Annotated in this window: 13 protein-coding genes; 1 reads left to right on the top strand and 12 read right to left on the bottom strand. The window is 31.1% G+C overall.

Features of this window, described 5'->3' with window-relative positions:
- Positions 1–7 precede the first annotated feature (7 nt).
- From BT151_RS04600 to BT151_RS04545, 12 genes are all read right to left on the bottom strand, one after another.
- Positions 8–634, bottom strand: a complete 627-nt coding sequence (locus BT151_RS04600) for a carbonic anhydrase family protein (protein WP_072400571.1) — start codon at positions 632–634, stop codon at positions 8–10.
- A gap of 34 nt (positions 635–668) precedes the next feature.
- Positions 669–1493, bottom strand: coding sequence for a universal stress protein (locus BT151_RS04595; RefSeq protein WP_072400570.1), 825 nt, complete (start codon positions 1491–1493; stop codon positions 669–671).
- 6 nt (positions 1494–1499) lie between these two features.
- Positions 1500–3092, bottom strand: a complete 1593-nt coding sequence (locus BT151_RS04590) for a SulP family inorganic anion transporter (RefSeq protein WP_072400569.1) — start codon at positions 3090–3092, stop codon at positions 1500–1502.
- Between the two features lie 86 nt (positions 3093–3178).
- Positions 3179–3466, bottom strand: coding sequence for a hypothetical protein (locus BT151_RS04585; RefSeq protein WP_245794716.1), 288 nt, complete (start codon positions 3464–3466; stop codon positions 3179–3181).
- A gap of 59 nt (positions 3467–3525) precedes the next feature.
- Positions 3526–4284, bottom strand: coding sequence for a tetratricopeptide repeat protein (locus BT151_RS04580; protein WP_072400568.1), 759 nt, complete (start codon positions 4282–4284; stop codon positions 3526–3528).
- A 1-nt stretch (position 4285) separates the two neighbouring features.
- Positions 4286–6058 carry a BatD family protein gene (locus BT151_RS04575; protein WP_072400567.1) on the bottom strand — a complete coding sequence of 591 codons (1773 nt, stop codon included), beginning with the start codon at positions 6056–6058 and terminating at the stop codon, positions 4286–4288.
- A gap of 30 nt (positions 6059–6088) precedes the next feature.
- Positions 6089–6940 carry a tetratricopeptide repeat protein gene (locus tag BT151_RS04570; protein WP_072400566.1) on the bottom strand — a complete coding sequence of 284 codons (852 nt, stop codon included), beginning with the start codon at positions 6938–6940 and terminating at the stop codon, positions 6089–6091.
- A gap of 100 nt (positions 6941–7040) precedes the next feature.
- The gene (locus BT151_RS04565) at positions 7041–8081 is read right to left on the bottom strand and encodes a VWA domain-containing protein (RefSeq protein ID WP_072400565.1); all 1041 of its coding nucleotides are present in this window, start codon (positions 8079–8081) and stop codon (positions 7041–7043) included.
- Positions 8082–8144: 63 nt separating this feature from the next.
- Positions 8145–9149 carry a vWA domain-containing protein gene (locus BT151_RS04560; protein WP_072400564.1) on the bottom strand — a complete coding sequence of 335 codons (1005 nt, stop codon included), beginning with the start codon at positions 9147–9149 and terminating at the stop codon, positions 8145–8147.
- Complete coding sequence (locus tag BT151_RS04555; protein WP_072400994.1) at positions 9149–10738, bottom strand: hypothetical protein; 1590 nt, start codon at positions 10736–10738, stop codon at positions 9149–9151. Before BT151_RS04555 ends, BT151_RS04560 begins: the two co-directional genes overlap by 1 nt.
- A gap of 75 nt (positions 10739–10813) precedes the next feature.
- Entirely contained in the window at positions 10814–11680 is an 867-nt protein-coding gene (locus BT151_RS04550; RefSeq protein WP_072400563.1) for a DUF58 domain-containing protein, read from the bottom strand.
- A gap of 100 nt (positions 11681–11780) precedes the next feature.
- The gene (locus BT151_RS04545; RefSeq protein WP_072400562.1) at positions 11781–12782 is read right to left on the bottom strand and encodes an AAA family ATPase; all 1002 of its coding nucleotides are present in this window, start codon (positions 12780–12782) and stop codon (positions 11781–11783) included.
- A gap of 250 nt (positions 12783–13032) precedes the next feature.
- Between BT151_RS04545 and BT151_RS04540 the strand changes: the two genes are divergently transcribed.
- On the top strand, positions 13033–13785 hold the full coding sequence (locus BT151_RS04540) for an SDR family NAD(P)-dependent oxidoreductase (RefSeq protein ID WP_072400561.1): 753 nt from the start codon (positions 13033–13035) through the stop codon (positions 13783–13785).
- Positions 13786–13818: the final 33 nt, after the last annotated feature.

The raw sequence follows: 13818 nt of genomic DNA, 5'->3' as shown, positions 1-13818 counted from the left end.
AATTTTATTAGTAAAAATTAACTGCACCAGTATTAATATCATACATAGCACCAATAATTTTTATTTCACCGTTTTCTTCCATTTCTGATAAAATAGGACTTTCTGCATGAATTCTATCAATAGTTAATTCTACATTCTTTTTTGATACAGTATCAACAAAATCTAAGTTTTTCGAGTTTCTTAAACTCGCATCTTTAGGTTCTGAAACGGCATTAACAGCTGGTGTTATTTTTTCTATAAGTTTTGTAAGATTCCCCATTTTTGCATCATCACAAGCCCCTTTTACTGCGCCGCAACTGGTATGACCTAAAACAACAATTAATTTTGTTCCTGCTAGTTTACATGCAAATTCCATACTTCCTAAAATATCTTCGTTTACAAAATTCCCAGCAATTCTTACACTAAAAATATCTCCCAAACCTTGATCGAATACTAATTCTGCAGATACTCTTGAGTCTATACAACTTAAAATAGTTGCGAATGGAAATTGGCCATCGCTTGTATCATTGACTTGTTCTAAAAGATTTCTGTTTGCTTTTAGATTGTTTTGAAATCTAACGTTACCTTCTTTTAAAAAATCTAACGCTTTTTGTGGCGTCATGGTAGCTTGTGTTTCTTTTGTATGTGCTTTCATAATGATTTATTTATTTTATTGTTTGTGTTGTGTGCTATTTAAGTTTTAATTGATGTCCGTTTGTTAATAGAAGTGATACATTAAAGTTGTTTATTAAGTTATTAATATCGGACTTCAACACATGTTTACTATTCTTGTTTTTTTCGTTTTCTCTATCAATACACAATAAGTTAATGTTACTTTTTGATAGATAATTTGAAATGTTTTTGATGGCATTATCGTTTTCTTCAAAAACATATTCTACTGTCTCCATATCATTAAGACTTACTTGATTTTTTTCATTTGAATTTTTTACCAACTTAAATGATTTAAGAGGTTTATGAGTGTTTTCAAGTAAGTTTTTAGTGAATTCTAAATTAGATGTTTCCTTAATGTCATTTAAAATCCCTAATGACAATTTCTTATCTGGTTCAAGGGCATTTTTATTGGTAGATATCATAATTGTACCAGCATGATTGTTTAAAACAAACTGTGTAATATTATCTCCTAAAAGGTTAAAACCTTTTGATTTTCTTTTACCAAGAACAATAATATCTGGTTGATGTTCCTTTATATATTTACCAATTTCGCTTTTTACATTTCCGTATGATAATGTATGATTTATTTTAATGCTATAAGCTTCAGAAACAGGTTTAATTAAATTTAATATTTCCTTTTTTGCTGTAAAGTGCTCTTCATTTATGACACGCATTGCTGATAATTGGTTTTCTTTCTTTACAATTTCAGAAGGTTTTTTTACGCATAAAAAATCTATTTCACCATCAATCATTTTAGCTAAACTTATGGTGCTTTTTAGCATCGTGTCTGCAGTATTTTTTAAATCTGAAAGCACTAATATTTTATATTTATAATTTTTCATAGTGCATTAACTTAAGCTTAATTTAGATTTTGGTCTTTCTTCAAAAAAGCCAATAAAACTTGGTGGATTTTCAACAACACCTCTTTTAGAAACTAATTTAATATCAATGTTTCTTTCTTTTGCTTTGTATGCAAAATCTTCTAAAATCTCAATGATATCATTATCTAAATATCTGGTTTTTAATATATCTATCTCCAAATACGTGTCTCTTGGTAAACTATCTAACTCTTTTAAAATGGCTCCTTTGTTAAAGAAGGTAACTTCTTCGGCAAGTGTCATTTTTATTTTATGTTTTCCATTACTCTTATCTTCAATATGAAGAAAATGAGAGTTTTGGTAACTTTTTAATAGAATAACAACGATACCAACTGCAAGGCCTAAACCAATACCATACAAAAGATCGATAAACACTATTCCAAAAACAGTTACTGTAAAAGGAATCCACTGTTTCCAACCTAAATCATACATTTTTTTGAATAATGCCGGTTTTGCTAATTTGTAACCTACAATAAGCAAAATTGCCGCTAATACCGACAATGGAATCATATTTAACAATCTAGGTATTAAAATAACTGAAATTAACAGGAAAAAACCATGTATTATGGCTGACATTTTTGAGACACCACCCGATTGAATATTGGCCGAACTACGTACAATAACTTGTGTTATTGGAAGACCTCCAATTAATCCAGAAATTATATTTCCTGTGCCCTGTGCTAGTAACTCACGATTGGTTGGTGTAACATTTTTATTGGGATCTAACTTATCGGTAGCCTCAACACATAAAAGCGTTTCCAAACTCGCTACTAAAGCAATAGTGAAAGCAATAACCCAAATATCTGGATTTGTTATAGCATTAAAATTAGGAAAACTGAATTGTGCTAAAAATGAAGACGCATCTTCTGGTACAGGAACACTTACCAAATGAGACGGTGATATAGCAAAAGCTTCGTTTGATTGCGTTAATGAATAAAAAATAATTCCTACAACAACAGCTACTAAAGGCCCTTGTATTAACTGAAAAATTCTACCTTTTTTTGTTAGAATTTTATCCCACAGTAATAATATAGCTAGAGCAATAAAACCTACTGTCATTGAGCCAACAGTAATATTATCTAAAACATTTAAAATAGCTGAGAAAGTATTTTCTCCTGATATTACAAAAAAACTATCTGCTCCTTCTGGCTCTGCATCATAGCCAAAAAAATGTGGTATCTGCTTTAAAATAATTATTATTCCAATTCCGGTAAGCATGCCTTTAATTACTGAAGAAGGAAAATAATACCCAATAACACCGGCTTTTAAAACACCAAATAGTAATTGAATAACGCCTCCTAAAACAACGGCAACTAAAAAATTTTGATAACCTCCTAGGGTTCCTATAGCTGTTAATACAATAGCTGCTAGTCCCGCTGCGGGACCACTAACTCCTATTTTTGAACCACTTAATGAGCCAACAATAACTCCGCCAATGATTCCTGAAATTAATCCTGAAAAAAGTGGTGCTCCACTTGCTAAAGCAATACCTAAACATAAGGGTAATGCTACAAAAAATACGACTATACTCGCTGGTAAGTCTTTTTTAATAGTTTTAAACATATTATAATAAATTTTGCCTTTGATGATACACCAAAAGCTGTTGAAAAATTAATCAGACTTCTAAAAAGTCTATAAATAACCTGTAATTATAATATGTGTAATTCGGGAGGTGGAGATATTAAATTTAAATGTGGTTTTGGGTACTTTTTAAAATAGTACTCAACATCCTCAATATCAATACATGAGATTATGCATTCTGATTCGCTAAAACTATCTGGTGATTGTAATTTAATTTTAGAGGTTTCTTCCTCTTCAGTAACACTATAAAACATAGATATGTCTATAGAATCATCAATTGCAATAATTATAGAAGGCGCAGAAATAAGCGCCAAAAGTAATATATTAAAGAAAATTGCAATTGTTTTTTTGTGCATATGTTGAATTTATATTTACAAATATAATACTTCAATATTACAATAATGTTAAAGAATTTTTAAAAATCATTCAACATTTTAATATCTTCTGAAACTACCCAACCTATTTTGCCATCAGAAAGCTTTATTTTTTTCCAATCGTTATAGGTTTCCAAAACTTGTACTTTAGTGCCTTCATGTAGTCTAAAAGATTCCTCGCTTCTAGTATTTGGGTCACTTTTTACCTTACTTTCTTGAGCAAAAACAATAGCTGGATTATTTTTTTTATCTAAACTATATTTATGAAAAGCAAAAGCTAATGTTACAAATACAAGAAATAAAGCCGTTAAACTGCCTATAAAAGCTAATCGCTTTTTCCCAGTTGAATATGCAAAATAATATAACAAGAATAAAACAACAAAACAAAATACTAAACCAACAGAAACCTTTGACCAAGCATCAAAAGACATTTTATTTGTTGTTGTTTTTATGAGTTTTGAAAACCCTGTATCTGGAACAACATCAATATCATCTATAGTCATATTCCTCGCAAATGCGATGTTATTATTTATATCAGCATCATTTGGTGCAAGTTGCAAGGCTTTTTCATAAAAATAAATGCTTGGTGCTATATTACTAAGCTTATAATGCGCATTTGCTAAATTAAAATACAAATCTGCGGAGTGATTTCCTGTATCTAAAATAGCATTATAGTTATCTATAGCTTCAGCATATTTCCCTTCATTATAAAATGTATTGGCTTTCTCAAATAAAGCTTGGTTTTGACTAAAAACTGCAAAACTGAACAAAAACGATAGTATGTAAAGTATATGTTTCATCTTAACGTGCTTGTTTATCAATTAAAGAAATTGTTTTGGCCGCCTTGTCATAATCTTCCTGCATGGTAACAATATCTATAGGAGTATATCTGGCTAATTCACAGTTTTCTAAAATGTTTATAAAATCTTTAATTACAGAATCCTCAACTTGTTTTTCTTTTAGCAAACTATTAATTCTATCCTTACTTAAATCGCTTGTTTCTATATGTAATTTTGCTTTTAAATAGTTATGCAATGCTTTCTCAAGGGCAATATAAAAAGCTTCTTTTTTACCTAAAGATTTTTTAGCATTACTTAAATATTTTCTTGCTAATTTATCTGCTTTTCTAATTCTATTTCCATAAACATCGGCATCTCTACTAGCTTTTTTATTTCGAATAACAATGGCTAATGGAATGGCTAAAAAAGGCAATAATAACAAACTCCAAAACAAATTAGTTTTAAAAAAATACTCTTGTTTTATGCTTAAAAAATCTGTTTTAGTTTTTATAAATGCAAACTGATCATTATTAAAAACTACAGCTTGTTTATTGGTGTTCGTTGCTGTATTACTATCACTTGAAGGACCATTTGTTGGGCCATTTAAAACATTAATCACAATTTCGTCAGAAGATAAACGCTTATAACTTTCTGTTTTTAAATCGAAATATGAAAAAGAAATACTTGGTATAGGGTATTTGCCTTTAAATTGAGGCACCACAGTATAACTATCTGAAATACTACCTTGCATGCCCGATAAATTGGTGTTTACATTCTCATCATGTTCTGGTTCATAAACTTCTAATGAGCTTGGTAATGATACTTTAGGCAGCTTAAAAAGTTTTAAATTACCATTTCCTCTAACATTAACTTTAAGTTGTAAAGATTCTGTAGCATCTAGCTCTGTTTTAGAAGCTATAACATCAAAATTAAAATCACCAACGGCACCCGTAAAATCTATTGGTTTACCGGCTTCTGGTAAAGGCTTAACATTTATTGTGTTATTTCCTGCTGATACTGTTCTGTTAACACGTGTCATTAAAAGGCTACCAAAAATATCTCGTCTATTTGTTGGCACACGTAATGCAATGTCTAAACTTAGAGGTTCTATGTCTAGTTTTCCTGTTTTTTGAGGATATAAAACTGTTTTTCGTAATACTAGAAATCGATAATCTTCACCATTAAATGTGCCATTTTGAACTTTTTGTCCTTGAGTATTTATATTTTGACTCCAAAAATCGTTATATCTTGGGCTATCTATTTCGTTCCAATTATCAACCGCAATTTTAGGCGACACATATAACTTATAAACAACTGTAATAGCTTCGTTTAAATAGGGATTTGTTTTTGAAACCTCAGCAACTAAATGAATATTTTCTGATGCTAAATAAGTAGGATCATTTGGATCTTTTGGAATATCTACCGCTGCAGTAACTTCTATTTTAATAGGTGTTGTTTTATACGTTTCACCATCTATTGTTATTGACGCTTGTGATATTGTGAAATTACCACGTTGTTTTGGCGCTAAAAAATAACTGTATGTTTTTTTATAAGACCGAACACCATTTATCCAAGAATTGCTTACAGACTGGTTTGGACCACCTACAACAGTGAAATTTGAAAAATCTGGTGGATTAAAATTATCTCCATCTTGATTCATTTCAAAATCTACCCTTAAACGCTCATTTATACCTAAATTTTGTTTGCTTACTTTGGCCTCAAACTTAACTTGCGCCGAAGCCATACTTACAGTAAGTACAAATAGTATTATGGATATGTGTTTTATAAATTTCATTTTACTTCAATCTTGTAATTTCTAGCTAAATTACCAGTCCTTCTCGGTTTTTACTTTTACACCTTTTTGTTTTTCGGCGTTTATTTTTTCTTGAACCTTTTGCTCTTGATTATTCATGGCCTCCAACAAGTTTTTTATTTGCTGTGGTGAAAGTTGTCCAGGTTGTGGTTTAGGCTGTTGCTGTTCTTTCTTTTCGTTATCACCTTTCCCTTTATCTTCTTTTTCATCTTTAGGCTTTCCTTTATCATCCTTTTCATCTTCACCTTCTTTTTTCTCTTGGTCGCCTTGATCCTTTTTATCTTCTTTATTATCGCCTTCTTTATCCTTGTTATCTTTGTTATCTTTGTTCTCCTTATTTTCTTGATCTTCTTTCTTTTCGTCTTTTTTATCCTCGTCTTTGTCTTGTTTATCTTGCTGGTCTTTTTGCTGTTCAGCACAAATTTTTGCTAACCCTAAATTGTATCTGGTTTCATTATCCGATGGATCGTTTCTTAAAGCACTTTTATACGCTTCAACAGCTTCTTTACATTTTTTGTTTTTCATTAAAATGTTACCAATATTATGAAAAGCTTTATGTTTTTCTGCTTTTGAAGTAGCAGACTTGGCCGCTTCTTGATGACGGTATAATGCTTCTTCAAAATTCCCGCTATTATAATAGGCATTACCTAAATTATAAGTTCCTGTAACAGTATTTGCTTTTTCTGAAATAGCCTTTCTGTATTCCATTTCTGCCGAAACAAAATTGTCATTACTTATTAAACTATTTGCTTCATACACATAGTCATTTGCCTTTTTTAAAGCCAATACTTGTGCTTTATCATCTTCTTGAGCAAAAGTGAATAGTGATATAAATACTATTATAAATGTTATTACTTTTTTCATTTCAAATTTAATTTCAGTAATATTTTATTCTAAAATTATAAAACCCTGTGTTTCTATTCGTTAAAAAAAATATAAATGTTAAATTTTGTTTTAGCTGATATTAAAAGTTTTCATTAAATAAATTCAACTTTTTCAACCAAGCTGTTTTTCGTTCTAATAAGAAAATATCCAACAATAAAAAGAAAATACCAAAACCTAAAAACCATTGAAATTGGTCTTTAAAATCTGCAAACTGTTTTGCTTCAAATTCAGTTTTGTCCATGGTGTTTAAAATATCTCTAATATTTTCTACAACATTGGCTGTATTTTTTCCATTTATATAAGCACCGTTAGCTTCTGTCGCAATACTTTTAAGGGTTTCTTCATTCAATTTGGTGATTACAGTTTCTCCTTGACTATCTTTTTTATAGTTTAAAACAATGCCATTTCTTTTCTCTGGAATTGGTCCTCCTTTAACATCGCCAACGCCGATGGTAAAAATTCTAATTCCTTCTTCATCGTGAGCTTGTTCTGCAACTGCCGCAGCTTCCTCACTATGATCTTCTCCATCTGAAATAATGATAAGCACACGATTAGTTTGCTCTTCATTATCGAAGTAAGTTTTTGCTAATTTAATAGCTTCGTTTATAGCAGTTCCTTGAGACGACAACATATCGGTATTCATGCTTTGTAAAAACATTTTAGCCGATGCGTAGTCTGTTGTAATAGGTAATTGCGGAAATGCTCTTCCTGCGTAAGCAATAATTCCCACGCGATCGCTTGCCAAATTGTTGATGATTTGAGTAACCAATTGCTTTGATTTTTCTAATCTATTTGGTGCAATATCTTCGGCCAACATACTTTTAGAAACATCAATTGCAAAAACAATATCTACACCTTCACGCTTAACAGTTTCTAATTTTGTGCCTATTTTAGGGTTTACTAAAGCAATTGTTAGGCATAGAAAAGCTAAACTTAAAACGATAACTTTTAAAATAGCTTTAAAAATGGATCTATTTGGGCTTAATCTTTTTAATAATGGCGCATCTGCAAACTTATTTTGTGCCTTGTATTTCCAAAATTGAAGCACCAAAAAGAGTAAGATTATTACTGGAATAATAATCAAAGTCCAAAACCATATTTTTTCTTCTAATTGATACATTAATTGTTTTTTTGTTTTTCGTGAATTATTTTAATTGTTAAACCACGAATACACTAATTTTTTTTAAACAAAACTTCTAAAAACCGTATATCGTAACAGTAATTCTATTAGCAGTAAAAGGCTTGCTAAAAGGACTAATGAACGGTACTTTTCTTCATAATTATAAAACTTAAATTCTTCTATTTCAGTTTTTTCAAGTTTATTTATTTCGCTATATATTTCTTCTAATTTTTTATTATTTGTTGCTCTAAAATATTTACCTCCAGTAACATCGGCTATTTCTTTAAGCAAAGTTTCATCAATCTCAACCTGTATACGCCCGTATTGAAAATCTCCATTTGGTAAAACACGAATAGGTGATAGTGCCATTCCATTAGTTCCCAAACCAATAGTATATACTTTTATACCATATTCTACAGCCAATTCACTCGCTATTTTAGGGTCTATAAAACCTGAATTATTTACACCATCTGTTAGTAAAATAATAATTTTACTTTTCGCTTTACTATCTTTTAATCTATTTACTGACGTTGCTAAACCCATACCAATTGCTGTACCACCCTCAATAACAGTGTTGTATCTAATGCTTTTTAAAGAACGTAATACAATTGCTTTATCGCTAGTAATTGGTGTTTTTGTGTAGCTTTCGCCTGCATATTCAACCAAACCAATTCTATCGTTTGGTCTTCCTTTTATAAAATCTGAAGCAACTTCTTTAAGTGCTTCTAATCTATTAGGTGATAAATCTTTTGCTAACATACTTGCAGATACATCTATTGCCATAACAATATCTATACCGCGAGTTGTTTTTGTTTTTGTTGAAACATCAACCGATTGAGGTCTCGCTAATGCTGTTATTAATAATGCTAAAGCCACAAGACGAAGCACAAATAGTACAGGTCTTAATTTAGGCAACCAAGAATTGGTAATTTTAAAACCTTTTAAACTTGATATTTTAAGTTCTGCTGTTTGTTTTTTATTCTTAATAACATACCATAACACGGCTAGTGGTAGCGCTAAGAGCAACCAGAAAAATTCTTTATTTAAAAACTCAATACCTTCAAACATTATTCTTTAGCTTTTTTAAGTTCAATAGAGTTTAAAATACGTTCTATAGTTTGGTCTGCGTAAGTATCATCCTTTGGATATGTAAGCATAATTTGTTGCAATACGTTTTCCGAAGCAAAATGAAGCATGACATAATTTATTTCGACAAAATTTCCTGTTTTAAAAGGATCCACCTTTAAAGAACCGTATGTTTTAACACCTTCTGCTCCATTTGGTGTGGTGAAATTATCTCTTAATGTTACGATATCTTTTGCGCCTTGTGATTCAATCCCTTTTATAGTTCCATCTATAGACTTTTCAATATCTATTCCTCCTTCTGGAGCTTGTTTGTATTTAGCAGTATTAACAAGAACACTAAACTCATCTAACAAGGTTCCATACATAAAAGAAGTCGTATTCATTGATGCCTTGTACTCCTCTGGAATAGGCAAATCAAATCGTTTTAAAACCTTTGGAGTAGAAATAGTAATTGGTGGAAATCCGTACTCGCTAGTTACCCAATCGCCTTCTAAAAGCTCTTTACTTTCATGTCCAATTATAGTGTCTTTTACAATAGAAAAACCATATTTTATTGATAGTCCTGTTAATGTTGCTAAAAGTAGAAAAATACTAATCCCAACTGTTATCCAAACTTTTTTACGTTTCTTTTTACGATCTTGTTCTTCTCTATATTTTTCGTCTAAAAGCTTTTCTTCTTCTGTAGGTTCTGGTAAGGCTTCTTTAACGTGGTCAATCTCTATATCAATAGTATTTCGGTCTAATTTTGCAAGCTCAATATCTGGAGCAGACTTTGCAAATTTCACTAAATCGGCACGTTTTAAAATACTTTCTAAGTTTTTAATATCATCTTTACTTAAATCTACTTGATTGCCTTCTTTGAGTAAATTAAGCCTGTTTATTAATTCTCCTGTGGTACTTTCTAAAGCGCGATCATATACTTTTTCGTCAAGATATTTTCTGATGATAAATGTCAAATCAGAATAATAATCTTTTAAATTTTCATGTTCTAAATAATGACTTTCATCTAACTTTTTTAATGCTAATTTTGCTCTATCATAAGGCGGAAGTAAAGCTATTTGCTCTTCTTCTGTAAGCGGTTTTGCTCGCCAAATAAACCAATATAATAAAAACGCTATGACTCCAATTATTAAAAGAGCGAGTAATAGATATTTCCACCAATTACTAGCACTTTTTTCAACCGTTATAATAGGTTTTATGTTGTAAAGCCCTTGTTTTGTTGTATCTATAAGAACATTTCTTACTTCAACTTTTAAAGAGTCGGTAAAAAAGGTTTTATCGCCAATAATAATTTTTTGTCTAGGAATTGTGTATGAACCCGAATCGAATTGCGTTAATCCGTATTTTTTAATGAGGTTGTACTTATCGTTGTTTTTTAAAGTATCTACATCATATGATTCAATCATTTCCAAAGGTGAAAATGTTTGTCCTTCTGGAAATACGACTAAACTTGTAGAATCTGTTTCAACTTGAATATGATAAGTGATTTGTTCACCAATTTTAATAGATGTTGAATCGATTGCTGAAGTGACTTGGGCTGATAAACAAAATGGCAGTAGTAAAAAACCCATAGCGTATAAAAACGCTTTTTTACCAAATGCTTCAACTAATTTATTAAACTTCAAATTTTTCACTTTTAACTTCAATTAACCCCTTCTTTTAAAATAGCCTAATAGTTTTTTTACATAGCTTTCATCAACACGACAATCAATACTTCCTGCGCCAGATTTATTAAAGCTTTCTTTGTAATAATCTACCTTTTCACGATAAAACTTACCATAATTAAGTCGCACTTTTTTTGATGATGTATTTACGAGCATTAACTCGCCTGTTTCTTCATCCTGCATTTGTACCATACCTAAATTTGGTATGTCTTCTTCTCGCTTATCATAAACTCTTATTCCTGTTACATCATGTTTACCAGAAACAATTTTCATGGTTTGATGATAATCATCTGCAATAAAATCAGACAGCACAAAAACAATAGCTTTTTTCTTCATGACGTTTTGCATGAATTTTAAAGCTTCGGCTAAATTGGTTTGTTTACTTTCTGGCTCAAACTCAATTAATTCTCTAATAATTCTAAGTACATGAGAGCGTCCTTTTTTTGGTGGAATATATAATTCTACCTTATCAGAAAATAAAATAAGCCCTATTTTATCGTTATTTTGAGTTGCTGAAAACGCTAAAGTTGCAGCAATTTCGGTAACCACTTCGTTTTTAAATTGTTGTTCTGTTCCAAATAATTCTGAACCTGAGATATCCACCATAAGCATCATGGTTAACTCTCTTTCTTCTTCGAAAACTTTTATGTAAGGCTCGCTGTAACGTGCCGTAACATTCCAATCTATATTTCTAACATCATCTCCGTATTGATATTGGCGCACTTCACTAAAAGTCATACCACGTCCTTTGAAGGTAGAATGGTATTCGCCTCCAAAGATATGATCAGACAAACGGCGTGTCTTAATCTCAATTTTTCGTACTTTTTTTAGTAATTCTTTAGTATCCATTTTTTCAGTATACAGTATACAGTCTTTAGTTAGCAGTCAATACAAATCAGAATTCTAGTAAACAACCGCCTACTGAACACTGATTTACTGGAAACTATTTTTATGGTACTTCTATTTCGTTTACTATTTTATTGATAATATCTACCGACGTTACATTTTCTGCTTCTGCCTCGTAAGTAATACCAATTCTGTGACGCAACACATCGTAAACAACTGCACGAACATCTTCTGGAATTACATAACCACGACGCTTGATAAATGCGTAACATTTAGCAGCTGTTGCTAAATTGATACTTCCACGTGGTGAAGCTCCAAAAGAAATAAGTGGTTTTAAATCGGCAAGTTTATATTTCTCTGGATATCGTGTTGCAAATATTATATCTAGTATATATTTCTCAATTTTTTCATCCATGTATACCTCTCTAACAGCCTCTTGAGCTTTTAATATTTGAGATACAGAAACTACTGGATTTACTTTATCCCAAGCGCCTTTCATGTTCGCTCTCATAATTAATTGCTCTTCGGCAATCTTAGGATAATCAATTACCGTTTTTAGCATAAAACGGTCTACCTGTGCTTCTGGCAATTGGTATGTTCCTTCTTGCTCAACAGGGTTTTGTGTGGCCATTACTAAAAATGGCTTATCAAGTTTAAAAGTTTCATCACCAATAGTTACTTGTTTTTCTTGCATCGCCTCTAATAAAGCACTTTGTACTTTTGCAGGCGCTCTATTAATCTCATCTGCTAAAACAAAGTTTGCAAAAATTGGTCCTTTTTTTATCGAGAAATCATTAAGTTTCATATTGTAAATTAATGTTCCCGTAACATCTGCTGGTAGTAAATCTGGCGTGAATTGTATTCTACTAAAACTTCCATCTACCGCTTGTGCCAAGGTATTTATGGCTAGCGTTTTTGCTAAACCAGGAACCCCTTCTAATAAAATATGACCTTGCCCTAGCAAACCTATAAGCAAACGTTCTACCATGTGCTTTTGACCCACGATAACTTTATTCATTTCAAGCATTAGCAAATCAACAAAAGCACTTTCTTTTTCAATTTTTTCGTTAATAGACTTAATATCAATTGTACCTGTTTCTTCCATCATTTTTTATTTAATTAAAAGCCCGAATATAGTGTCCTTATTTGAGCATTGCAAATTGTTAAAATTTTTACTGATACCATGTTAAAAATTGGTTAAAAAATGAGGAAACACAATGATTTCGGTATTTAACGAATAATTATGATAAGTTTATCTTAAATGTAGTTTTTACAGTAACTTAATTATTAAACCATTCATTTTTAATTTTCCTTTAAGTATTTTTATACATGAATTACAATACAATTTAATAACTATGACAAAAACAGCCCTAATTACAGGAGCAACGAGCGGTATAGGAGAAGCCACAGCTTATGAGTTTGCAAAGCAAGGTCTAAATTTAATACTCTGCGGAAGACGATTAGAACGCTTAAACACCATACAAAAAGCTTTAGAAAGATTAACCAATGTGCATGTTTTAAATTTTGATATACGCGACAAAAAAGCCACGTTTGATGCTATAGAATCATTGCCACAAAAGTTTAAACAAATTGATATTCTTATAAACAATGCTGGAAACGCACATGGTTTAGACCCTATAAATGAAGGTAGCATTGACGATTGGGATGCCATGATGGATATTAACGTAAAAGGGTTGCTGTATATAAGCAAAGCTGTTATACCACAAATGACAGAGCGAAAATCTGGACACATCATTAATATTGGTTCATCAGCAGGAAAAGAAGTATATGCAAAAGGTAATGTCTATTGCGCTAGCAAACATGCTGTATTAGCAATTACAGAAGGTATGCGCATAGATTTAAACCCTTATGGAATTAAAGTTGGTGCTGTTAGCCCTGGTTTGGTTGAAACCGAATTTTCCAAAGTTCGTTTTAAAGGCGATCCTATTGCAGATAATGTCTATAAAGGTTTTAAAGCATTAGAAGCAAAAGACATTGCAGAGATTCTTTATTTTGTAGTATCAAGACCGCCTCATGTAAATATTGCAGATTTATTGGTGTTTCCAACAGCGCAAGCCAAAAGTGGCGTTGTTAAAAAGGATTTATAAAGCTATACTAACAAGTTTTATGTGAAAGTGTGA

Source organism: Flaviramulus basaltis (genome assembly GCF_900114265.1).
GTDB lineage: Bacteria > Bacteroidota > Bacteroidia > Flavobacteriales > Flavobacteriaceae > Flaviramulus > Flaviramulus basaltis.
Note: the sequence above shows the minus strand (reverse complement) of the source record. Positions and strands in the feature narration are given on the sequence as shown.

What these genes read in the sequence shown, in the direction of transcription:
- BT151_RS04590 (WP_072400569.1), bottom strand. Translation starts at nt 3,092, where the DNA reads ATGTTTAAAACTATTAAAAAAGACTTACCAGCGAGTATAGTCGTATTT.
- BT151_RS04595 (WP_072400570.1), bottom strand. Translation starts at nt 1,493, where the DNA reads ATGAAAAATTATAAATATAAAATATTAGTGCTTTCAGATTTAAAAAAT.
- BT151_RS04575 (WP_072400567.1), bottom strand. Translation starts at nt 6,058, where the DNA reads ATGAAATTTATAAAACACATATCCATAATACTATTTGTACTTACTGTA.
- BT151_RS04560 (WP_072400564.1), bottom strand. Translation starts at nt 9,149, where the DNA reads ATGTTTGAAGGTATTGAGTTTTTAAATAAAGAATTTTTCTGGTTGCTC.
- BT151_RS04545 (WP_072400562.1), bottom strand. Translation starts at nt 12,782, where the DNA reads ATGGAAGAAACAGGTACAATTGATATTAAGTCTATTAACGAAAAAATT.
- BT151_RS04600 (WP_072400571.1), bottom strand. Translation starts at nt 634, where the DNA reads ATGAAAGCACATACAAAAGAAACACAAGCTACCATGACGCCACAAAAA.
- BT151_RS04550 (WP_072400563.1), bottom strand. Translation starts at nt 11,680, where the DNA reads ATGGATACTAAAGAATTACTAAAAAAAGTACGAAAAATTGAGATTAAG.
- BT151_RS04585 (WP_245794716.1), bottom strand. Translation starts at nt 3,466, where the DNA reads ATGCACAAAAAAACAATTGCAATTTTCTTTAATATATTACTTTTGGCG.
- BT151_RS04580 (WP_072400568.1), bottom strand. Translation starts at nt 4,284, where the DNA reads ATGAAACATATACTTTACATACTATCGTTTTTGTTCAGTTTTGCAGTT.
- BT151_RS04540 (WP_072400561.1), top strand. Translation starts at nt 13,033, where the DNA reads ATGACAAAAACAGCCCTAATTACAGGAGCAACGAGCGGTATAGGAGAA.
- BT151_RS04570 (WP_072400566.1), bottom strand. Translation starts at nt 6,940, where the DNA reads ATGAAAAAAGTAATAACATTTATAATAGTATTTATATCACTATTCACT.
- BT151_RS04555 (WP_072400994.1), bottom strand. Translation starts at nt 10,738, where the DNA reads ATGGGTTTTTTACTACTGCCATTTTGTTTATCAGCCCAAGTCACTTCA.
- BT151_RS04565 (WP_072400565.1), bottom strand. Translation starts at nt 8,081, where the DNA reads ATGTATCAATTAGAAGAAAAAATATGGTTTTGGACTTTGATTATTATT.